We start from the raw sequence: 21148 nt of genomic DNA, 5'->3' as shown, positions 1-21148 counted from the left end.
CGGTCAGGCCGTGATGTCGCGGGTGGTGAAGCGGGCCCAGGCCGCGGAGCCGAACACGGCGACGTAGAGCGCCTGGAGCTGGAAGTTGCTGCGCATCTCGTCCCAGTAGACGGGGTCGCGGACCAGGTCGGCGAAGCTCAGCCAGTAGTGGGGGAAGAGGTAGGGCTGCACGGCGTGCAGTTGGGGGATGGTGTCGACGATCTGCACGGTGATCAGCAGGCCCACGGTGGTGGCCATGGCGGCGATGCCGCTGTCGGTGAGCGTGGAGATGAACAAGCCCAGCGCGGCGATGCCGGTGAGCGAGGCGGCCACGACCACGGCGACCAGCAGGGCGCGCAACAGCCCCTCGGAGAAGGGGACCGTCGTGCCCGACAGCAGGGTGACGTCGCCGAGCGGGAAGAGCAAGGCGCCGGTCACCAGTGCCGAAACGGCCACGACGAGGGTGCCGATCAGGCAGAAGGCCAGGACGGAGGCGTATTTGGAGACCAGCAGACGGGTGCGCCCGGCCGGGGCCACCAGCAGATAGCGCAGGGTGCCCGCGTTGGCCTCGCCGGCGACGGCGTCACCGGCCACGACACCGATCGCCATGGGGAGGAAGAAGGGCAGCGTCGCGGCGAGCGAGGCGAAGACCAGGAAGAGACCGTTGTTGGTGATCAGCGCGACGAAGGCCGGGCCGTCACCGCCCCCGCCGCCGGCCGAGCCGCCGTCACCGGTCTCGATCCGCACCGCGATCCCGATGAGCACCGGGACCCCGGCCAGGACGGCCAGCAGCGCCAGGGTGCGCCAGCGGCGCAGCACGGTCACCAGTTCGCTGCGGAACAGCCCTAGCGAGCGGATCGGCCACACCGACCTGGTCAGGGTGTCAGCCTGCGACATCGAAGCCCTCTCCGGTCAGTGCGACGAACGCGTCCTCCAGTGACGCCCGTTCGACGCCGAAGCCGCGGACGCGGACCCCGGCGGCGACCAGTGCGGCGTTGAGGTCGGCCAGTTCGGGGAGTGCCGCGGGGTCCTGCGGCAGTTCCCCGGTGACCCGGTCGCCGTCGGCGGCCAGGCCGGTGACCCCCTGCTCCTTCAGGACGCGCACCGCCTCGGCGGGGTCGGGGGTGGTGACCACCAGGCGTCCGGCGGAGGAGAGCGCCTCCACCGGGCCCTGGGTGATCAGCCGGCCGCGGGACATCACGGCGGCGTGGGTGCAGACCTGTTCGATCTCGTCGAGGAGGTGGGAGGAGAGGAAGACCGTGGTGCCGTCCGCCGCCAGCTCGCGGACGAGCGAGCGGATCTCCCGCATGCCCTGCGGGTCCAGGCCGTTGGTGGGCTCGTCCAGCACCAGCAGGTCGCGGGGCCGCAGCAGGGCGGCGGCCAGGCCGAGCCGCTGCTTCATGCCGAGGGAGTAGGCGCGCGCCTTCTTGCCCGCGGCGGCGGCCAGGCCGACCCTCTCCAGGGCCGCGTCGACCCGGTCCCCGCGGGTGCGGGGACCGGCGGTCGGATCGGCCGCGTCGAAGCGCAGCAGGTTGTCACGGCCGGAGAGGAAGCCGTACAGGGCGGGGCCCTCGATCAGCGCGCCCACGCGCGGCAGGACGCTGCGCACCGCGCGCGGCATGGGCTCGCCGAGTACCCGCGCCGTGCCTGAGGTCGGGGCGATGAGCCCCATGAGCATGCGGATCGTCGTCGTCTTCCCGGAGCCGTTGGGCCCCAGGAAGCCGAAGACGCTGCCCCGGGGGACGGCCAGGTCGAGGCCGTCGACGGCGAGCTGTCCACCGCGGTACCTCTTGGTGAGTCCGCTCGTGGAGATCGCGTGCTCACCGGTCTCGGCGGACGGCTCCCCCATCGGCGCTCCTTCGCTCTGTGCCGCTGCCTTGCTCCGTGCCCTACTCGGCGGCCGCGTCGGCGGCCTTGATCAGGGCGTCCTGGGTCACGGTGCCCACGTAGACCTTGCCGCTGTCGGTGATCAGGGCGTTCACCAGGCGGGTGCCGACCACCGTGCCGGTGCCGAACCCGCCCTTGACCTCCTTGCCGAAGGTGCCGAGCAGCCCCTGTCCGCCGAGGCCGGGGGCCTTGTCCCCGCCCTCGGACGGGCCGGCGTTCAGCGCCTCCTGAGGCAGCTTCAGCTCGGCGATCGAGTCCCAGCCCTTGCCGAGGACGCCAAGGCCCTCCAGGCCCTCCAAGCCGTCCAGGCCGCCGAGGTCACCGAACTCCTCGTGCGCCCCGCGCGCGTCCTGCCCGGCCTTCCCCTCGGCCTTCCCCTCGGCCTTCCCGTCCGCCTTCTCGCCGGCCTTCTCCGTCGTCACCTTCGCGCCCTTCGGCGGGGTGAAGTCGAAGACCGAGGCGGCGGGCCGGGAGAAGTCGACCTTGGTGAAGGCGACGTCGACGATGGCCTTGCCGCCGCCCCTCGGGGCGAGGGTGAACTTCAGCGGCACACCGGTGCCGGCGTCCACGCCGATCCGGATCGACCCGACCGTGGAGTCGGTGGCCTTGGGCCTGACCACCAGCTGGTAGGCGTCCCGCCCGGCGATGCGCGCGGTGCCGTCCACCGTGACGGTGGAGCTGTCGTCCGCCGCGTCGAGGATCTTCTTCGCGGCTTCCTGCGGGGTGGCCGGCCAGCCCTCGGGCAGTTCGCGGTCGCCCTTGGCCCGGTCCTCACCCTGCGCCTCCCGCGGGAGACCGGTGAGGTGGTAGGCCTGGTTGCTGCCGCTGTCGTAGGCCCAGACCTCGTCACCATTGTGGATGAGGCTGTACTCCGCGGCGTTCCGGACGATCGACACCTTCTGCTTCTGCGGGCCGTCGGCCGCGACGCGCAAGGTGTGGGAGCCGGCCAGCAGCTGGGTGAGCTGCTCCTTCGGGTCGGCCGAGGAGTCCCCGCGGCCGCCACCGCCACCGCCGAACGGCCCACCGGCGCCCGTGGCGCCGGTCAGCAGGGCCGGCAGGCCGAAGTCCGTGCTGATGCGGACCGAGCCGGAGATCGTCTGGGTGTCCGAGGCCGCGACCTTCGCGATCAGCTCCTCGGCCGTGATCCCGGGCAGATCCGGGCTGCCCGCGTTCGCGAGCGCCGGTACGAGCCCGATGGTCGCCGCGGCGACCCCCGCCGCCGCCACCGGGACCGCGTAACGTATCGCCTTGGTCCGCCGCCGGGGCTCCCGGTCGTCGTCCATGGGCTGGATGGGTGCCATTACGTCCCTACCTCCGTCGTCAACGGCGGGTTCCCGTCATCGTCGCACTCGTCCACCTCGGGCCATTGTCACCCGATCCGCCGTGTGGTGGTGCCTCTTATCCCATCAATCCGGCCACTCGGGCGCATCGCCCGCCGGGATCAACTCGGCGTACTCCTCTGGGATGACGATCCCTGACAACGGTTCAGGGCGGAAGGCACCCCTCGCCGCCGGTGACCGCGCGGGCGCCGGGGGGACGGCCGTCCGGGTCACCTCTGGGCCGACCGGGCCGAACTAGCCCGCGCGGTGCACCACGGCCTCGCAGAGCCCCTCCAGGGCCTGCTTGGCGGCACAGTCGGGGAGCGGCGCCAGCAGGGCCCGTGCCTCGTCTGCGTAGCGCACGGTGTCGCGCCGGGCCTGCTCCAGCGCCGGATGGGCGCGCATCAGCTCCAGCGCCTCGGCGTGCCGCCGGTCGTCCGTCAGATCGCCGTCCAGCAGTTCGCACAGCCGCAGGTCGTCCGCCGAGGCGAAACCGTTGGCCTTGGCCACGGCCGAACGCAGGTGCAGCACCGGCAGGGTCGGCACGCCCTCGCGCAGGTCCGTGCCCGGGGTCTTGCCGGACTCGTGCGAGTCGCTGGCGATGTCCAGCACGTCGTCGGCGAGCTGGAAGGCCGTGCCGACGCGCTCCCCGTACTGGGTGAGGATGTCGACGACGCTCTCGTCCGCGCCGGACATCATGGCGCCGAAGCGGCACGAGACGGCGATCAGCGAACTCGTCTTGCCGGCGATCACTTCCAGGTAGTGGTCGATCGGGTCGCGTCCGTCGCGCGGGCCGACGGTCTCCAGGATCTGTCCGGTGACCAGCCGCTCGAAGGCCTCGGCCTGGATGCGTACGGCCTCCGGCCCGAGGTCGGCCAGTATGTGCGAGGCCTTGGAGAACAGGAAGTCGCCGGTCAGCACGGCGACCGAGTTGTCCCAGCGGGCGTTGGCGCTCGGCACGCCGCGGCGCACCGCGGCCTCGTCCATGACGTCGTCGTGGTACAGCGTCGCCAGGTGCGTCAGCTCCACCACCACGGCCGACGGCACGATGCCGGGCGCGTGCGGGTCGCCGAACTGGGCGGCCAGCAGCGACAGCAGCGGACGGAACCGCTTCCCGCCCGCGTGCACGAGGTGGCGGGCCGCCTCCGTGATGAACGGCACATCGCTCTTGGTTGCCTCCAGGAGGCCTGCCTCGACGGCGGACAGCCCGGCGCGGACGGCGGACTCGAGGTCCTCGTCCATTACGCTCAGCCCGAAGGGCCCGACGACGGTCGTCACCTGGGATTCTCCTGTCGCTGAGATCACTTCTGCGGCTTGCGGCGTGGCGCTGCACTACACCTGGCAGAGTAACCGGTCGCCTCTCGATCACTGCGAGGGCATGGCCCCCGCGGGCCACTACGCCCGGTTTTGCCCGCGTGTACGGCAGGTCCTCTCCGGTGCCGCGCCCGGCCGCGGGGCCCCACCGCCGCCTCGCACACCCCCCGCACGGCACCCGGAGCGGGCTCCGCGAGGGGCCTGCGTCGCTGTTCCGCCTTCCCCGCGAGCCGCCCGCCATGCCGAGCCATGCCGAACGGCGCGGCCCCCGCCAAGTGCGGGGAGCCGCGCCGTGGATGGCCGCACGGGCCGGGCCGTGCGGTGGGGTCAGCGGACGAAGACGCCCGCCTGGCCGGCGAGGTCCAGGAAGTACTGGGGCGCGACACCCAGCACGAGGGTGACCGCCACGCCCAGTGCGATGGCCGTGGACGTCAGCGGCGAGGGCACGGCGACCGTGGGGCCGTCGGCCTTGGGCTCGCTGAAGAACATGAGCACGATGACCCGGATGTAGAAGAACGCCGCGATGGCGGACGAGATCACACCCACGATCACCAGTGGCACCGCCCCGCCCTGCGCGGCGGCGCTGAAGACCGCGAACTTCCCGGCGAAGCCGGACGTCAGCGGGATGCCGGCGAAGGCGAGCAGGAAGACCGCGAAGACCGCGGCCACCAGCGGGGAACGCCGTCCCAGGCCCGCCCAGCGCGACAGGTGCGTGGCCTCCCCGCCGGCGTCGCGCACCAGCGTGACGACGGCGAAGGCGCCCAGCGTCACGAAGGAGTACGCCGCCAGGTAGAAGAGCACCGAGGAGACGCCCTCCGGCGTGGCGGCGATGACACCGGCCAGGATGAAGCCGGCGTGCGCGATCGAGGAGTAGGCGAGCAGGCGCTTCACGTCGGTCTGGGTGACCGCGACGATCGCGCCGACCAGCATCGTGAGGATCGCGACGCCCCACAGCACCGGCCGCCAGTCCCAGCGCAGCTCCGGCAGGACCACGTAGAGCAGCCGCAGCAGCGCGCCGAAGGCGGCGACCTTGGTGGCCGCGGCCATGAAGCCGGTGACCGGGGTCGGAGCGCCCTCGTAGACGTCCGGCGTCCACATGTGGAACGGCACGGCGCCCACCTTGAACAGCAGGCCCATGCCGACCAGCGCGGCGCCGATCAGCAGCAGCGCGTCGTTGCCCGCGGAGTCGGCCAGCGCCGGGTTGAGCTTGGCGGTACCGTCCACGACCGACGCGATGCCGGAGTAGGAGACGGTGCCCGCGTAGCCGTACAGCAGGGCGATGCCGAACAGCAGGAAGGCGGAGGAGAAGGCGCCCAGCAGGAAGTACTTGACCGCCGCCTCCTGCGACATCGCACGCCGCCGCCGGGCGAGGGCGCAGAGCAGGTAGAGCGGGAGGGAGAAGACCTCCAGGGCCACGAAGAGCGTCAGCAGGTCGTTGGCCGCCGGGAAGATCAACATGCCGCCGACGGCGAACATCAGCAGCGGGAAGACCTCGGTGGTGGTGAAACCGGCCTTGACGGCGTTCTTCTCCTGGTCGCTGCCCGGCACCGCGGAGCCCTGCGCGGCGAAGGAGTCGACGTGCCGGCCGTGCGCCTTGGGGTCGAGCCGGCGCTCGGCGAAGGTGAACACCCCGACCAGGCCCACCAGCAGGATCGTGCCCTGCAGGAAGAGGGCCGGGCCGTCGACGGCGACCGCGCCCATGGCGGCGATGTGGGCCTTCGTCGTGGCGTAGCCGCCCGCCGCGAGCGCCACGACCGCGGCGAAGGCGGCGGCCATGCCGACGACCGCGAGGCCGACCTGCCCGGTGTAGCGCAGGCGCCGCGGCAGGAACGCCTCGATGAGGATGCCGAGGATGGCCACACCGAAGACGATCAGGACCGGAGCCAGCTGGGCGTACTCGATCTTCGGCGCGTTGATCTTGTCGGCGGCGAGCGGTGCCGCCGTTGTCCACAGGCTGTGGACAGCAACTGTGCTGCTCACTTGGATGCCTCCAGCGCCGGCTTGGGGTCGGTCTTGTGCACGTCGGAGAGCGTCTGCTGCACCGCCGGGTTGACGACGTCGGTGAGCGGCTTCGGGTACACCCCGAGCACGATCAGCAGCGCGATCAGCGGCGCCACGACGGCGAGTTCCCGGACCTTCAGATCGGGCATCCCCTGTACCTCGGCCTTCACCGGGCCGGTCATCGTCCGCTGGTACAGGACGAGGACGTACAGCGCGGCGAGGACGATGCCGGTGGTGGCGATGATCCCGACGGCCGGGTAGCGGCTGAACGTCCCGACGAGGACGAGGAACTCGCTGACGAAGGGGGCGAGCCCCGGCAGCGAGAGGGTGGCCAGACCGCCGATCAGGAAGGTGCCGGCCAGCACCGGGGCCACCTTCTGCACCCCGCCGTAGGACGCGATGAGACGGGAGCCGCGACGGGAGATCAGGAAGCCCGCGACCAGCATCAGCGCGGCGGTGGAGATGCCGTGGTTGACCATGTACAGCGTCGCCCCGCCCTGACCCTGGGAGGTCATCGCGAAGATGCCCAGGATGATGAAGCCGAAGTGGGAGATCGACGCGTACGCGACCAGCCGCTTGATGTCGCGCTGGCCGACGGCGACCAGGGCGCCGTAGACGATGCTGATCAGCGCCAGCACCAGGATCACCGGCGTCGCCCACTTGCTGGCCTCGGGGAAGAGCTGGAGGCAGAAGCGGAGCATCGCGAAGGTGCCGACCTTGTCGACGACCGCGGTGATGAGCACCGCGACCGGCGCCGTGGCCTCGCCCATGGCGTTGGGCAGCCAGGTGTGCAGCGGGAACAGCGGGGCCTTCACCGCGAACGCGAAGAAGAAGCCGAGGAACAGGGCGCGTTCCGCGGTGGCGGACATGTCCAGCTTCCCGGCCGCCCGGGCCTGCAGGATCTCCTGGAGGGAGAAGGTGCCCTGGCCGAGCTGGTCGGCGGTGACGGCGTAGAGCCCGATGACCGCGGCCAGCATGATGAGCCCGCCGGCCAGGTTGTAGAGCAGGAACTTCACCGCCGCGTAGGAGCGCTGACGGGCCGCCTCCTCCTCGCCGTGCTCGTGGGCACGGTCCCCGAAGCCGCCGATGAGGAAGTACATCGGGATGAGCATGGCCTCGAAGAAGATGTAGAAGAGGAAGACGTCCGTGGCCTCGAAGGAGATGATCACCATCGCCTCGACCAGCAGGATCAGCGCGAAGAAGCCCTGGGTGGGCCGCCAGCGGCGGTTGGGGTTCTTCTCCTCCAGAGGGTCGGCGTCGTGCCAGCCCGCGGCGATGACGAACGGGACGAGCAACGCGGTCAGCCCGATGAGCGCGACGGCGATGCCGTCCACGCCGAGTTCGTAGCGGACCCCGAAGTCGGCGATCCACGCGTGGGACTCGCCGAGCTGGTACCGGGCCCCGCCCGGGTCGAAGCGGACGAACACGATCGCGGCCAGCACGAGCGTCGCCAGTGAGACGGCCAGCGCCAGCCACTTGGCGGCCTCGCGCCGCGCCGCCGGCACGGCGGCGGTGGCGATCGCGCCGAGCGCCGGCAGGCCGGCGGTCAGGGTGAGCAGGGGGAAGGACATCAGGCAACACCCCTCATCAGCAGCGTCGCGGCGACCAGCACCGCGGTGCCCGCCAGCATCGACACGGCGTAGCTGCGCACATAACCGTTCTGGAGGCGGCGCATCCGGCCGGAGAGGCCGCCGACGGCGGCCGCGGTGCCGTTGACGACGCCGTCCACACCCTTGTGGTCCACGTAGACCAGACCGCGGGTGAGGTACTCGCCGGGCAGCACCAGGGCGACGTGGTTGAAGTCGTCCTGGAGCAGGTCGCGCCGGGCGGCGCGGGTGAGCCAGCTGCCGCGCGGGGCGACGGACGGCACCGGGCGGCGTCCGTACACGGCCCAGGCCAGGGCGACGCCGAGCACCATCACCACCATCGTGGCGCCGGTGACGGCGGCCGCGCCGATCGGCGGGTGGCCCTCCTCGTGACCGGTGACCGGCTCCAGCCACTTCACGAAGGCCTCGTTCCAGCTGAACAGGAAGCCCGCGAAGACCGAGCCGAAGGCCAGGACGACCATGGGGATCGTCATCGACTTCGGCGACTCGTGCGGGTGCGGCTCGTGGCCGTCCGCGTCCTGCTGCCAGCGCTTCTCGCCGAAGAAGGTCATCAGCATCACGCGGGTCATGTAGAACGCGGTGATCGCCGCGCCCAGCAGGGCCGCGCCGCCGAGGATCCAGCCCTCGGTGCCGCCCTTGGCGAAGGCGGCCTCGATGATCTTGTCCTTGGAGAAGAAGCCGGACAGTCCCGGGAAGCCGATGATCGCCAGGTAGCCGAGACCGAAGGTGACGAAGGTGACCGGCATGTACTTCCGCAGGGCCCCGTACTTGCGCATGTCCACCTCGTCGTTCATGCCGTGCATGACCGATCCGGCGCCGAGGAAGAGCCCGGCCTTGAAGAAGCCGTGGGTGACCAGGTGCATGATCGCGAAGACGTAGCCGATCGGGCCGAGGCCGGCGGCCATCACCATGTAGCCGATCTGCGACATCGTCGAGCCGGCCAGCGCCTTCTTGATGTCGTCCTTGGCGCAACCGACGATCGCACCGAAGAGCAGCGTGACCGCGCCGACCGTCACCACGGCCACCTGCGCGGTGGGCGCGGCGTTGAAGATCACGCCGGAGCGGGTGATCAGGTAGACGCCGGCGGTCACCATCGTCGCCGCGTGGATCAGGGCCGAGACCGGGGTCGGGCCCTCCATCGCGTCGCCGAGCCAGGACTGCAGCGGAACCTGGGCCGACTTGCCGCAGGCGGCGAGCAGCAGCATCAGGCCGATGCCGGTCAGGACGCCCTCGCCCGCCTTGTCCACCTGGCCGAAGAGCGGCTCGAAGGTGAAGGTGCCGAAGGTGGTGAACAGCAGCATGATCGCGATCGACAGGCCGACGTCACCGACGCGGTTGACGATGAAGGCCTTCTTGGCCGCGGTCGCCGCGCTGGGCTTGTGCTGCCAGAAGCCGATCAGCAGGTACGAGGCCAGGCCCACGCCCTCCCAGCCGACGTACAGCAGCAGGTAGTTGTCGGCGAGGACCAGCAGGAGCATCGCCGCGAGGAAGAGGTTGAGGTAGCCGAAGAAGCGGCGGCGCCGCTCGTCGTGCTCCATGTAGCCGATCGAGTAGATGTGGATGAGCGTGCCCACACCGGTGATCAGCAGGGCGAAGGTCATCGACAGCTGGTCCAGCTGGAAGGCCACGTCCGCGTGGAAGCCGCCGACGGAGATCCAGGTGAAGGCGGTCGAGTGCAGCGCGCGGTCCTCGCCGCCGCGGCCCAGCATGTCGAAGAAGAGCACCGCCGCGCCGACGAAGGACGCCCCCGCGAGCGTGGTGCCGATCCAGTGGCCCGTGCGGTCCAGCCTCCGTCCGCCGGTGAGCAGCACGCCGGCGCCCAGCAGCGGCAGGAGGACGAGCCATCCGATCAAGTAGTCCACTTTCGCTACCCCTTAGAGCTTCATCAGGCTGGCGTCGTCGACCGAGGCCGAGTGGCGGGAGCGGAAGATCGTCACGATGATCGCCAGGCCCACGACCACCTCGGCGGCGGCGACGACCATCGTGAAGAAGGCGATGATCTGGCCGTCGAGGTTGCCGTGCATGCGGGAGAAGGTGACGAACGCCAGGTTGGCGGCGTTCAGCATCAGCTCGACGCACATGAAGACGACGATCGCGTTGCGCCGGATCAGCACCCCGGCCGCGCCGATGGTGAACAGCAGCGCCGACAGGTACAGGTAGTTGACCGGATTCACTTCGACGCCTCCTCGGAGCGCTGTTCCAGCTCGGCGACCTTGGCGACCGCCTCCGCGGACACGTCCCGGTACTGGCCGCGGCCGCGCAGCGTCGGGCTGACGCTGAGCTCCGAGACCGTGCCGTCCGGCAGCAGGCCGGGGACGTCGACCGCGTTGTTGCGGGCGTAGACGCCGGGCGCGGGGAGCGGGGTGATCTGCTTGCCCTCGCGCACGCGCCGCTCGGCGAGTTCGCGCTGGGTGGCACGGGCCTCGGTGCGCTCGCGGTGGGTGAGGACCATCGCGCCGATCGCGGCGGTGATGAGCAGCGCGCCGGTGATCTCGAAGGCCCACACGTACTTGGTGAAGATCAGCGAGGCGAGTCCCTCGACGTTGCCGCCCGCGTTGGCCTGGCCGAGCCCCTGGAAGTTCTTGATCGAGGCGTTGGCGATGCCGGCGATCAGCAGCACGCCGAAGCCGAGGCCGGCTCCGGCGGCCAGCCAGCGCTGCCCCTTCAGCGTCTCCTTGAGCGAGTCGGCGGCGGTGATGCCGACCAGCATGACGACGAAGAGGAAGAGCATCATGATCGCGCCGGTGTAGACGACGATCTGGACGACGCCGAGGAAGTACGCGCCCTGGGCCAGGTAGAAGACCGCCAGGACGATCATCGTCCCGGCCAGCGACAGTGCGCTGTGCACGGCCTTCTTCATCAGCACGGTCGAGAGCGCGCCGAGCACCGCGACGGTGCCGAGCACCCAGAACTGGACCGCCTCCCCGGTGGAGGTGGTGTACGCGGCCAGCGTGGTCACGTCGTTCATGCCTCGCCTCCCGTCCCGGCCGGAGCGGCGCCGCCCGTCGCGGGGACCTCGGTGCCCGCCGTGCCGTCGCCGTCCCGCTCGCCCTCCACCGTCTCGTCCGGCTTCTCGCCCATGGAGACCGCGACCTGACGCTCGGTCCCGGGGGCCGCGTGCGTCACCGCGCCGCGGTAGTAGTCGCCCTCGTCCATGCCGGGGAAGATCGCGTGGGGGCTGTCGACCATGCCCTCCTCCAGGCCCGCGAGCAGCTGCTCCTTGGTGAAGATCAGCGACTCGCGGCTGCTGTCGGCGAGCTCGTACTCGTTGGTCATGGTCAGCGCCCGCGTCGGGCAGGCCTCGATGCACAGCCCGCACAGGATGCAGCGGGCGTAGTTGATCTGGTAGACGCGGCCGTAGCGCTCACCCGGCGAGTAGCGCTCCTCGTCGGTGTTGTCGGCGCCCTCGACGTAGATCGCGTCGGCCGGGCAGGCCCAGGCGCACAGCTCGCAGCCCACGCACTTCTCCAGCCCGTCCGGGTGGCGGTTGAGCTGGTGGCGGCCGTGGAACCGCGGCGCGGTCGGCTTCTTCTCCTCGGGGTACTGCTCGGTCAGCCGCTTCTTGAACATGGCCTTGAAGGTCACGCCGAAGCCCGCGACCGGGCCCAGGAACTCAGGCATCGTCGGCCTCCTTGCCTACGAGTTGACGCTCCGCGCGGGACGGCCGCCGCGGGACGGGCGGCAGCTCCTGGCCGGGCAGCGGCGGCACGGGGTACCCGCCCGCCATGGGATCGAACGGCTCCTGCGGCCCGGCCTGTTCGGCCGCCTCCTTCGCCTTCTCGCCGCGGTCGCGGAAGACGTCGAAGACCAGCGAGACCAGGAGCAGCAGGACGATCCCTCCGCCGACGTAGAGCACGATCGACTGGAAGTCGTAGTTCTCGTTGCGCAGCGCCCGGACGGTGGCGACCAGCATCAGCCACACCATCGAGACCGGGATCAGGACCTTCCAGCCCAGCTTCATCAACTGGTCGTAGCGGACGCGGGGCAGCGTGCCGCGCAGCCAGATGAAGAAGAAGAGCAGCAACTGCACCTTCACCACGAACCACAGCAGCGGCCACCAGCCGTGGTTGGCGCCCTCCCAGAAGGTGCTGATGGGCCAGGGGGCCCGCCAGCCGCCCAGGAAGAGGGTGGTCGCCACCGCCGAGACGGTCACCATGTTCACGTACTCGGCGAGCATGAAGAGCGCGAACTTGATCGACGAGTACTCGGTGTTGAAGCCGCCGACCAGGTCGCCCTCGGACTCGGGCATGTCGAAGGGGGCACGGTTGGTCTCGCCGACCATCGTGCCGATGTAGATGATGAAGGAGACCGGCAGCAGCAGGACGTACCAGCGGTCCTCCTGCTGGGCGACGATCTGCGAGGTCGACATCGAGCCGGAGTAGAGGAAGACCGACGCGAAGGCGACGCCCATCGCGATCTCGTACGAGATCATCTGCGCGCAGGAGCGCAAACCCCCGAGCAGCGGGTACGTCGAGCCGGACGACCAGCCGGCCAGCACGATGCCGTAGATGCCGACGGAGGCGGTGGCCAGGATGTAGAGGACGCCGATCGGGAGGTCGGTGAGCTGCATCGGCGTACGGTGACCGAAGATCGAGATCTCGTTGCCCGCCGGGCCGAAGGGGATCACCGCGACCGCCATGAAGGCCGGGATGGCCGCCACGATCGGCGCCAGCACGTAGACGACCTTGTCGGCCTTCTTGACGATGAGGTCTTCCTTGAGCATCAGCTTGATGCCGTCGGCGAGCGACTGGAGCATGCCCCAGGGGCCGTGCCGGTTGGGGCCGATGCGCAGCTGCATCCACGCGACGACCTTGCGCTCCCACACGATGGAGAAGAGCACGGTCACCATCAGGAACGCGAAGCAGAAGACCGCCTTGATGGCGATCAGCCACCACGGGTCCCGCCCGAACATGGACAGGTCCTCGGCGGCGAGGGTCGTCAGTCCCGTCACGGGGTCACCTCCGGTGCGGCAGCGGCGTCCACGGCGGCCGGGGCGATCCGGACGACCTGGCCCGGCAGGGCGCCGGTGTCCGAGGCGACTCCCCCGCCGGCCGAGTTGAGGGGCACCCACACGACCCGGTCGGCCATCGCCGTCACCTGCAGCGGCAGCCGGACCGAGCCCAGCGGGCCGGTCACCTCCATCAGCTCGCCCTCGGCGACGCCGATCTCCTGCGCGGTCGTCGCCGACAGGCGCGCGACCGCCGGGTGGCGGGTGCCCGCGAGGGCGTCGTCACCCTGTTGCAGCAGGCCCCGGTCGAGCAGCAGCCGGTGGCCCGCGAGGACCGCCTCGCCGCTGCCGGGCTTCGGCAGCTGGTGGCCGGTCTCCTGCGGAGCCTCGGCGCGCGGGCCCTCGTACGGGGCGAGCCGGGACAGCTCGGCGCGGGCCGAGCGGACGTCGGCGAGGCCCAGGGAGACGTCCATGGCGTCGGCCAGCATGGTCAGCACCCGGGCGTCCGGGTACTGGTGGCGCTGGACCTGCTGGGCCGGCTTGATCGCGGCCTCGAAGAGCCGTACCCGGCCTTCCCAGTTGAGGAAGGTGCCGGCCTTCTCGGCGACCGCGGCGACCGGCAGGACGACGTCGGCGCGGTCGGTGACCTCGCCGGGTCGCTGCTCCAGGCTGACCACGAAGCCCGCCGCGTCCAGGGCCGCGCGGGCCCGGGCCGGGTCGGGCAGGTCGGCCGGCTCGACGCCGCCGACCAGCAGCGCTCCGAGCTCGCCGCTCGCGGCCGCCTCCAGGATCCGGCCGGTGTCGCGGCCGTGGCGGGACGGGAGCGTGGTCACGCCCCAGACCTCGGCGACCTCGTCGCGGGCCCGCGGGTCGGCGACCGGACGGCCGCCGGGCAGCAGCCCGGGCAGGGCACCCGCCTCGACGGCACCGCGCTCGCCCGCGCGGCGCGGGATCCACGCCAGCCGGGCCCCGGACGCCTGGGCGAACCGCACGACCGCGGTCAGCGCGCCGGGGACGGCCGCCAGCCGCTCGCCGACCAGGACGACCGCGCCCTCGGCGCGCAGCGCCTCGTGGGCGGTCAGGCCGTTGCCGTCCAGGCCGACGCCACTGGCCAGGGCGTCCAGCCACTCGGTCTCGGTGCCGGGCGCGGCGGGCAGCAGGGTGCCGCCCGCCTTCTCCAGCCCGCGCGTGGCGAACGGCGCCAGCGCGAAGGTGCGCTGCTTGTGCCCCCGCCAGGCCTTGCGCAGCCGCAAGAAGACGCCGGGCGCCTCCTCCTCGGCCTCCAGTCCGGCCAGCAGGACGGCGGGGGCCTTCTCCAGCAGGGTGTAGGTGACGCCGTCGCCGGACAGGTCCCGGCCGCGGCCGGCCACGACGGCCGCCAGGAAGTCGGCCTCCTCCGCGGAGTGGGCGCGGGCCCGGAAGTCGACGTCGTTGGTGTCGAGGGCGACGCGGGCGAACTTGGCGTAGGCGTACGCGTCCTCGACGGTGAGCCGGCCACCGGTCAGCACGCCGGTGCGGCCGCGGGCCGCCGCGAGTCCGCGGGCCGCGGCCTCCAGGGCCTCGGGCCAGCTCGTGGGCTCCAGTTCACCGCTGTCGGCGTTGCGGACCAGCGGGGTGGTGAGCCGCTCCGGGCGCTGCGCGTAGCGGAAGCCGAAGCGGCCCTTGTCGCAGATCCACTCCTCGTTGACCTCGGGGTCGTCCTGCGCGAGCCGGCGCATGACCTTGCCGCGCCGGTGGTCGGTGCGGGTGGCGCAGCCCCCCGCACAGTGCTCGCACACGCTCGGCGAGGAGACCAGGTCGAAGGGCCGGGACCGGAAGCGGTAGGCCGCCGAGGTCAGGGCGCCGACCGGGCAGATCTGGATGGTGTTGCCGGAGAAGTACGACTGGAAGGGGTCGCCCTCACCGATGCCGACCTGCTGCAGCGCTCCGCGCTCCACCAGCTCGATCATCGGGTCGCCGGCGATCTGCTGCGAGAAGCGGGTGCAGCGCGCGCACAGCACGCAGCGCTCGCGGTCCAGCAGCACCTGGGTGGAGATCGGGACCGGCTTCTCGTAGGTCCGCTTGCGGCCCTCGAAGCGGGTGTCGGACTGACCGGCGGACATCGCCTGGTTCTGCAGCGGGCACTCGCCGCCCTTGTCGCAGACGGGGCAGTCCAGCGGGTGGTTGATGAGCAGCAGCTCCATCACCCCGCGCTGGGCCTTGTCCGCGACCTCGGAGGTGAGCTGGGTCCTGACGACCATCCCGTCGGTGCAGGTGATGGTGCAGGACGCCATCGGCTTGCGCTGGCCCTCGACCTCGACGATGCACTGGCGGCAGGCGCCCGCGGGGTCGAGGAGGGGGTGGTCGCAGAAGCGCGGGATCTCGATGCCGATCAGTTCGGCGGCACGGATCACCAGGGTGCCCTTCGGCACGGAGATCTCGACACCGTCGATGCTGACGGACACCAGGTCCTCGGGCGGCACCGCCGCCTCACCGGAGGCGGCGTTGGTCGTGACGGTCACGCGTTCACCTCCAGGTGAGACTTGTCGGCCCAGACCGTGGACTTGGACGGGTCGAAGGGGCAGCCGCGGCCCTCCAGGTGCTCCACGTACTCGTCGCGGAAGTACTGGAGGGAGGAGAAGATCGGGCTGGCCGCTCCGTCGCCGAGGGCGCAGAAGGACTTGCCGTTGATGTTGTCGGCGATGTCGGCGAGCTTGTCGAGGTCCGCCAGGGTCCCCTTGCCGGCCTCGATGTCCCGCAGCAACTGGACGAGCCAGTAGGTGCCCTCGCGGCAGGGGGTGCACTTGCCGCAGGACTCGTGGGCGTAGAACTCGGTCCAGCGCGTGACGGCCCGCACCACGCAGGTCGTCTCGTCGAAGCACTGCAGCGCCTTGGTGCCGAGCATGGAGCCCGCGGCGCCGACGCCCTCGTAGTCCAGCGGGACGTCGAGGTGCTCGTCGGTGAACATCGGCGTCGAGGAGCCGCCCGGGGTCCAGAACTTCAGCCGGTGGCCGGGCCGCATGCCGCCGCTGAGGTTCAGCAGCTGGCGCAGCGTGACGCCCAGCGGGGCCTCGTACTGGCCGGGGTTGGCGACGTGGCCGCTGAGCGAGTACAGCGTGAAGCCCGGGGACTTCTCGCTGCCCATCGAACGGAACCAGTCCTTGCCCTTGAGCAGGATCGACGGCACCGAGGCGATGGACTCGACGTTGTTGACCACCGTCGGGCAGGCGTACAGGCCCTCGACCGCCGGGAAGGGCGGGCGCAGCCGGGGCTGGCCGCGCCGTCCCTCCAGGGAGTCCAGCAGCGCGGTCTCCTCACCGCAGATGTACGCGCCGGCGCCGGCGTGCACGGTCAGCTCCAGGTCGAAGCCGCTGCCGAGGATGTCCTTGCCGAGGAGACCGGCCTCGTACGCCTCGGCGACCGCGTGGTGCAGCCGCCGCAGCACGGGGACGACCTCGCCGCGCAGGTAGATGAAGGCGTGGTTGGAGCGGATCGCGTGGCAGGCGATCACCATGCCCTCGATGAGGGAGTGCGGGTTGGCGAAGAGCAGCGGGATGTCCTTGCAGGTGCCGGGCTCCGACTCGTCCGCGTTGACGACGAGGTAGTGCGGCTTGCCGTCGCCCTGCGGGATGAACTGCCACTTCATCCCGGTGGGGAAGCCCGCGCCGCCGCGGCCGCGCAGGCCGGACTCCTTGACGAGGGCGATCACGTCGTCCGGGGGCAGGGCCAGCGCCTTGCGCAGGCCCTCGTAGCCCTCGTGGCGGCGGTACGTGTCGAGGGTCCAGGACTGCGGATCGTCCCAGAAGGCCGAGAGAACGGGTGACAGCACCTTCTCCGCCGAGTCGACCATGGTCACCGGTCCTCCTCACCTTCCGTCGGACGCTCCTGCGTGACGGGTCCCGCCGGGTGCTCCGGGTCGGAGACCGCGGAGTCCAACGGAGCGTCGTGGGAGCTGGGATGGGCCGGGGGCGTCTCGTCCTGCGGCGGGGCGGAGGTCTGCCGGGGCACGCCGGCCCCGGTGCCCGGCAGCGACTCGCCCCGGGCGAGCCGCAGGCCCGCCAGCGAGGCGGGGCCGGCGCCGCCGGTCGCCTCGACGGCGCCGGGGCGCTCGTCGGGGAACCCGGCCAGGATCCGGGACGTCTCCTTGTACGTGCACAGCGGAGCGCCGCGAGTGGGTTCGACGGTGCGGCCGGCGCGGAGGTCGTCGACGAGCCGCTTGGCCGAGGCGGGGTCCTGGTTGTCGAAGAACTCCCAGTTGACCATCACCACGGGGGCGAAGTCGCACGCCGCGTTGCACTCGATGTGCTCCAGCGTGATCTTGCCGTCCTCGGTGGTCTCGCCGTTCCCGACGCCGAGGTGCTGCTTGAGCTCGTCGAAGATCGCGTCGCCGCCCATGACCGCGCACAGGGTGTTGGTGCAGACCCCGACCTGGTACTCGCCGGAGGGCCCCCGCCGGTACATCGAGTAGAAGGTGGCCACCGCGGTGACCTCGGCCGTGGTCAGCCCCAGCTGTTCGGCGCAGAAGCGCACCCCGGTGCGGGAGACGTAGCCCTCCTGCGCCTGCACCAGGTGCAGCAGCGGCAGCAGGGCGCTGCGGCTGCCGGGGTAGCGCGCGATGACCTTCGCCGCGTCCGCGTCCAGTTGTTGCCGTACGTCGGCCGGGTAGTCCGGCGCGGGCATCGCGGGGATGCCGAGTGATACCTCAGTCACCGGTCGACGCCTCCCATCACGGGGTCGATGGACGCCACCGCGACGATGACGTCGGCGACCTGGCCGCCCTCGCACATCGCCGCCATGGTCTGCAGGTTGGTGAAGGACGGATCGCGGAAGTGGACGCGGAAGGGGCGGGTGCCCCCGTCGCTGACCACGTGGACGCCGAGTTCGCCCTTGGACGACTCGACGGCGACGTACGCCTGGCCGGCCGGGACCCGGAAGCCCTCGGTCACCAGCTTGAAGTGGTGGATCAGGGCCTCCATGGAGGTGCCCATGATCTTCTTGATGTGGTCGAGCGAGTTGCCGAGCCCGTCCGGGCCGAGCGCGAGCTGCGCGGGCCAGGCGATCTTCTTGTCGGCGACCATGACCGGGCCGGGCTGCAGCCGGTCCAGGCACTGCTCGACGATGTCCAGCGACTGCCGCATCTCCTCCAGGCGGAGCAGGAACCGCCCGTAGGAGTCGCAGGTGTCGACGGTCGGCACCTCGAACTCGTAGTTCTCGTAGCCGCAGTACGGCTGCGACTTGCGCAGGTCGTGCGGCAGGCCCGTGGAGCGCAGGATCGGGCCCGTGGCGCCGAGCGCCATGCAGCCGGCCAGGTCCAGGTAGCCCACGTCCTGCATGCGGGCCTTGAAGATCGGGTTGCCGGTGGCGAGCTTGTCGTACTCGGGGAGGTTCTTGCGGAACTTCTTCACGAACTCGCGGACCTGGTCCACGGCGCCGGGCGGCAGGTCCTGGGCGAGGCCGCCGGGGCGGATGTACGCGTGGTTCATCCGCAGGCCGGTGATCAGCTCGAAGACGTCCAGGATCATCTCGCGGTCACGGAAACCGTAGATCATGATCGTGGTGGCGCCGAGCTCCATGCCGCCGGTGGCGATGGCCACCAGGTGCGAGGAGATGCGGTTGAGCTCCATCAGCATCACGCGGATGACCGAGGCGCGGTCCGGGACCGCGTCGGTGATGCCGAGCAGCTTCTCCACCGCCAGGCAGTACGCCGTCTCGTTGAAGAACGGCGTGAGGTAGTCCATGCGCGTCACGAACGTGGACCCCTGGGTCCAGGTCCGGAACTCCATGTTCTTCTCGATGCCGGTGTGGAGGTAGCCGATGCCGCAGCGGGCCTCGGTGACCGTCTCGCCGTCGATCTCGAGGATCAGCCGGAGCACACCGTGGGTCGACGGGTGCTGCGGGCCCATGTTGACGACGATGCGCTCGTCGTCGGCCTTGCCGACGGTCTCGGACAGCTCGTCCCAGTCGCCGCCGGTGACCGTGAAGACCCGGCCCTCGGTGGTCTCCCGCTCCGATGCCTGCCGGGGTGCGTGGTGGGTGCTCACGAGTACGACCTCCGCTGGTCCGGAGCAGGGATCTGGGCGCCCTTGTACTCGACGGGGATGCCGCCGAGGGGGTAGTCCTTGCGCTGCGGGTGGCCCTGCCAGTCGTCCGGCATCATGATCCGCATCAGTGCGGGGTGGCCGTCGAAGACGATCCCGAAGAAGTCGTAGGTCTCGCGCTCGTGCCAGTCGTTGGTCGGGTAGACCTCGACGAGCGACGGGACGTGCCGGTCCGCGTCGGAGACGCTCACCTCCACCCGGATCAGCCGGTTGTGGGTGATCGAGCGCAGGTGGTAGACGGCGTGCAGCTCGCGGCCCTTGTCCTCGGGGAAGTGGACGCCGCTCACGCCCGTGCAGAGCTCGAAGCGCAGCGCTGGGTCGTCGCGCAGGGTCCTGGCCACCAGCGGGAGGTGCTCGCGTGCGACGTGGAAGGTGATCTCGCCGCGGTCCACGACGACCTTCTCGATCGCGTTGTCCGGGACGAGCCCCTGCTCCTCGAGGGCACCCTCGAGCTCGTCGGCGACGTCGTCGAACCAGCCGCCGTACGGCCGGCTCGCCGCCCCGGGCAGTCGCACGGTGCGCACCAGGCCGCCGTACCCGGAGGTGTCGCCGCCGTTGCGGGCACCGAACATGCCGCGCTGGACGCGGATCGCCTCCCCGTGGTCGCCGCGCTGACCGGGCAGCCCGGCCGCGTTGACGTCCTTGTCCGGGTTCGGGGTGTCCGGGGAATCCGTCATCGGAGGAGCCCCTTCATCTCAATCGTCGGCAGCGCCTTCAGCGCCGCTTCCTCCGCCTCGCGCGCGGCCTCTTCGCGGTTCACGCCGAGCTTGCTGTGCTGGATCTTCTGGTGGAGCTTGAGAATCGCGTCCATCAGCATTTCGGGACGGGGCGGACATCCAGGGAGATAAATGTCAACAGGCACCACATGGTCAACACCCTGCACAATGGCGTAGTTGTTGAACATCCCGCCGCTCGATGCGCAGACCCCCATCGAGATCACCCACTTGGGGTTCGGCATCTGGTCGTAGACCTGGCGCAGGACGGGGGCCATCTTCTGGCTCACCCGGCCGGCCACGATCATCAGGTCCGCCTGGCGCGGGGACCCGCGGAAGACCTCCATGCCGAAACGGGCCAGGTCGTACCGCCCGGCCCCGGTCGTCATCATCTCGATGGCGCAGCACGCGAGGCCGAACGTGGCCGGGAAGACCGAGGCCTTCCGGACCCAGCCGGCCGCCGCCTCGACGGAGGTGAGCAGGAAGCCGCTCGGCAACTTCTCTTCAATACCCATGGCTATTCTCCGCCCCTAGTCCCATTCCAGGCCGCCGCGACGCCAGACGTAGGCGTAGGCGACGAAGACGGTGAGCACGAAGAGGAGCATCTCGACGAGCCCGAAGACCCCGAGGGCGTCGAACGTGACGGCCCAGGGGTAAAGGAAGACGATCTCGATGTCGAAGACGATGAAGAGCATCGCCGTCAGGTAGTACTTGATCGGGAAACGGCCGCCCCCGGCTGGCTGCGGAGTCGGCTCGATGCCGCACTCATATGCCTCCAACTTGGCCCGGTTGTACCGTTTCGGGCCGATGATGGAGGCCATGACCACGGAGAAGATCGCGAAGCCGGCCCCGAGGCCGCCCAGCACGAGGATGGGCGCGTAGGCATTCACGTCCCCGCTCCTTCCAGTCGACGATGACTGATGACGGACCGTGCCCGGACGTGCGCCCCGCGCCACCTAGATCCTCTCCATGTGAGGCAGTTCACAAGCCCAGACTGCCCGCATCCTATGCCTCCTGGTCTGTGATCTGCGACACGGGGTTCACTCTGACCTTTGTGATCTCCGACACCAGTCGAACGATCATGAACGGGGATGAGCGGTGATCTTCTCACTCAGTAATCCCAAACGATCACCAGAAGTCACATTTTCCTGCGTTTCCGCTGGTAAACAGGGGTGCCGCACTATCAGGCGCCGACGATCGAAGGCAAATTGGAGCTGGACCGGGGGACGTGATAGCGCCCCGCCACTCCTGCGGGTGAGCCGCGGAACACCCCGCTGACGGCGGCCGGAGGCACGTGAACGCG

The 21148-nt window shown here is 70.7% G+C and carries 18 protein-coding genes; all 18 read right to left on the bottom strand.

Going from position 1 to position 21148, the window contains the following annotated elements:
• Positions 1-3: 3 nt before the first annotated feature.
• The 18 genes from AC1VWI_RS25535 to AC1VWI_RS25450 all read right to left on the bottom strand — a co-directional run bounded on the left by AC1VWI_RS25535 (position 4) and on the right by AC1VWI_RS25450 (position 20735).
• A complete protein-coding gene (locus tag AC1VWI_RS25535; protein WP_499513347.1) occupies positions 4-876 on the bottom strand; it encodes an ABC transporter permease in 873 nt (290 codons plus the stop codon).
• Positions 863-1828 (bottom strand): ABC transporter ATP-binding protein, encoded by a 966-nt coding sequence (locus AC1VWI_RS25530; protein ID WP_499513346.1) that lies wholly within the window; start codon positions 1826-1828, stop codon positions 863-865. Before AC1VWI_RS25530 ends, AC1VWI_RS25535 begins: the two co-directional genes overlap by 14 nt.
• 40 nt (positions 1829-1868) lie before the next feature.
• Positions 1869-3167 carry a LolA family protein gene (locus AC1VWI_RS25525; RefSeq protein WP_499513345.1) on the bottom strand — a complete coding sequence of 433 codons (1299 nt, stop codon included), beginning with the start codon at positions 3165-3167 and terminating at the stop codon, positions 1869-1871.
• A gap of 273 nt (positions 3168-3440) precedes the next feature.
• Positions 3441-4427: a polyprenyl synthetase family protein gene (locus AC1VWI_RS25520; protein WP_499516912.1), complete on the bottom strand. Its 987-nt coding sequence runs from the start codon at positions 4425-4427 to the stop codon at positions 3441-3443.
• 399 nt (positions 4428-4826) lie between these two features.
• Positions 4827-6479, bottom strand: coding sequence for an NADH-quinone oxidoreductase subunit NuoN (gene nuoN, locus AC1VWI_RS25515; protein WP_499513344.1), 1653 nt, complete (start codon positions 6477-6479; stop codon positions 4827-4829).
• Positions 6476-8071, bottom strand: a complete 1596-nt coding sequence (locus AC1VWI_RS25510) for an NADH-quinone oxidoreductase subunit M (RefSeq protein ID WP_499513343.1) — start codon at positions 8069-8071, stop codon at positions 6476-6478. The genes nuoN and AC1VWI_RS25510 overlap by 4 nt, the downstream gene beginning before the upstream one ends.
• Positions 8071-9969: an NADH-quinone oxidoreductase subunit L gene (gene nuoL / locus AC1VWI_RS25505; RefSeq protein WP_499513342.1), complete on the bottom strand. Its 1899-nt coding sequence runs from the start codon at positions 9967-9969 to the stop codon at positions 8071-8073. The genes AC1VWI_RS25510 and nuoL overlap by 1 nt, the downstream gene beginning before the upstream one ends.
• 12 nt (positions 9970-9981) lie before the next feature.
• Entirely contained in the window at positions 9982-10281 is a 300-nt protein-coding gene (nuoK, locus tag AC1VWI_RS25500; RefSeq protein WP_499513341.1) for an NADH-quinone oxidoreductase subunit NuoK, read from the bottom strand.
• Positions 10278-11075, bottom strand: coding sequence for an NADH-quinone oxidoreductase subunit J (locus AC1VWI_RS25495; protein ID WP_499513340.1), 798 nt, complete (start codon positions 11073-11075; stop codon positions 10278-10280). The genes nuoK and AC1VWI_RS25495 overlap by 4 nt, the downstream gene beginning before the upstream one ends.
• Entirely contained in the window at positions 11072-11728 is a 657-nt protein-coding gene (nuoI, locus tag AC1VWI_RS25490) for an NADH-quinone oxidoreductase subunit NuoI (RefSeq protein ID WP_499513339.1), read from the bottom strand. Before nuoI ends, AC1VWI_RS25495 begins: the two co-directional genes overlap by 4 nt.
• On the bottom strand, positions 11721-13019 hold the full coding sequence (gene nuoH, locus AC1VWI_RS25485; RefSeq protein ID WP_499516911.1) for an NADH-quinone oxidoreductase subunit NuoH: 1299 nt from the start codon (positions 13017-13019) through the stop codon (positions 11721-11723). The genes nuoI and nuoH overlap by 8 nt, the downstream gene beginning before the upstream one ends.
• 35 nt (positions 13020-13054) lie before the next feature.
• Entirely contained in the window at positions 13055-15556 is a 2502-nt protein-coding gene (locus tag AC1VWI_RS25480) for an NADH-quinone oxidoreductase subunit G (RefSeq protein ID WP_499513338.1), read from the bottom strand.
• Entirely contained in the window at positions 15553-16884 is a 1332-nt protein-coding gene (gene nuoF / locus AC1VWI_RS25475; protein WP_499516910.1) for an NADH-quinone oxidoreductase subunit NuoF, read from the bottom strand. Before nuoF ends, AC1VWI_RS25480 begins: the two co-directional genes overlap by 4 nt.
• A gap of 2 nt (positions 16885-16886) precedes the next feature.
• Complete coding sequence (gene nuoE, locus AC1VWI_RS25470; protein WP_499516909.1) at positions 16887-17714, bottom strand: NADH-quinone oxidoreductase subunit NuoE; 828 nt, start codon at positions 17712-17714, stop codon at positions 16887-16889.
• Between the two features lie 26 nt (positions 17715-17740).
• Positions 17741-19075, bottom strand: a complete 1335-nt coding sequence (locus AC1VWI_RS25465; protein WP_499513337.1) for an NADH-quinone oxidoreductase subunit D — start codon at positions 19073-19075, stop codon at positions 17741-17743.
• The gene (locus AC1VWI_RS25460; RefSeq protein WP_499513336.1) at positions 19072-19809 is read right to left on the bottom strand and encodes an NADH-quinone oxidoreductase subunit C; all 738 of its coding nucleotides are present in this window, start codon (positions 19807-19809) and stop codon (positions 19072-19074) included. The genes AC1VWI_RS25465 and AC1VWI_RS25460 overlap by 4 nt, the downstream gene beginning before the upstream one ends.
• The gene (locus AC1VWI_RS25455) at positions 19806-20360 is read right to left on the bottom strand and encodes a NuoB/complex I 20 kDa subunit family protein (RefSeq protein ID WP_018558792.1); all 555 of its coding nucleotides are present in this window, start codon (positions 20358-20360) and stop codon (positions 19806-19808) included. Before AC1VWI_RS25455 ends, AC1VWI_RS25460 begins: the two co-directional genes overlap by 4 nt.
• A gap of 15 nt (positions 20361-20375) precedes the next feature.
• Positions 20376-20735, bottom strand: coding sequence for an NADH-quinone oxidoreductase subunit A (locus AC1VWI_RS25450; RefSeq protein WP_089226370.1), 360 nt, complete (start codon positions 20733-20735; stop codon positions 20376-20378).
• Between the last annotated feature and the right edge of the window lie 413 nt (positions 20736-21148).

This window comes from Streptomyces sp. TOM-9, assembly GCF_056858595.1.
Note: the sequence above shows the minus strand (reverse complement) of the source record. Positions and strands in the feature narration are given on the sequence as shown.

Coding starts and splice junctions, on each gene's coding strand:
- AC1VWI_RS25535 (WP_499513347.1), bottom strand. CDS start 876: ATGTCGCAGGCTGACACCCTGACCAGGTCGGTGTGGCCGATCCGCTCG.
- AC1VWI_RS25530 (WP_499513346.1), bottom strand. CDS start 1,828: ATGGGGGAGCCGTCCGCCGAGACCGGTGAGCACGCGATCTCCACGAGC.
- AC1VWI_RS25525 (WP_499513345.1), bottom strand. CDS start 3,167: ATGGCACCCATCCAGCCCATGGACGACGACCGGGAGCCCCGGCGGCGG.
- AC1VWI_RS25520 (WP_499516912.1), bottom strand. CDS start 4,427: ATGGACGAGGACCTCGAGTCCGCCGTCCGCGCCGGGCTGTCCGCCGTC.
- AC1VWI_RS25510 (WP_499513343.1), bottom strand. CDS start 8,071: ATGTCCTTCCCCCTGCTCACCCTGACCGCCGGCCTGCCGGCGCTCGGC.
- AC1VWI_RS25495 (WP_499513340.1), bottom strand. CDS start 11,075: ATGAACGACGTGACCACGCTGGCCGCGTACACCACCTCCACCGGGGAG.
- nuoI (WP_499513339.1), bottom strand. CDS start 11,728: ATGCCTGAGTTCCTGGGCCCGGTCGCGGGCTTCGGCGTGACCTTCAAG.
- nuoH (WP_499516911.1), bottom strand. CDS start 13,019: ATGTTCGGGCGGGACCCGTGGTGGCTGATCGCCATCAAGGCGGTCTTC.
- nuoF (WP_499516910.1), bottom strand. CDS start 16,884: ATGGTCGACTCGGCGGAGAAGGTGCTGTCACCCGTTCTCTCGGCCTTC.
- nuoE (WP_499516909.1), bottom strand. CDS start 17,714: ATGCCCGCGCCGGACTACCCGGCCGACGTACGGCAACAACTGGACGCG.
- AC1VWI_RS25460 (WP_499513336.1), bottom strand. CDS start 19,809: ATGACGGATTCCCCGGACACCCCGAACCCGGACAAGGACGTCAACGCG.
- AC1VWI_RS25455 (WP_018558792.1), bottom strand. CDS start 20,360: ATGGGTATTGAAGAGAAGTTGCCGAGCGGCTTCCTGCTCACCTCCGTC.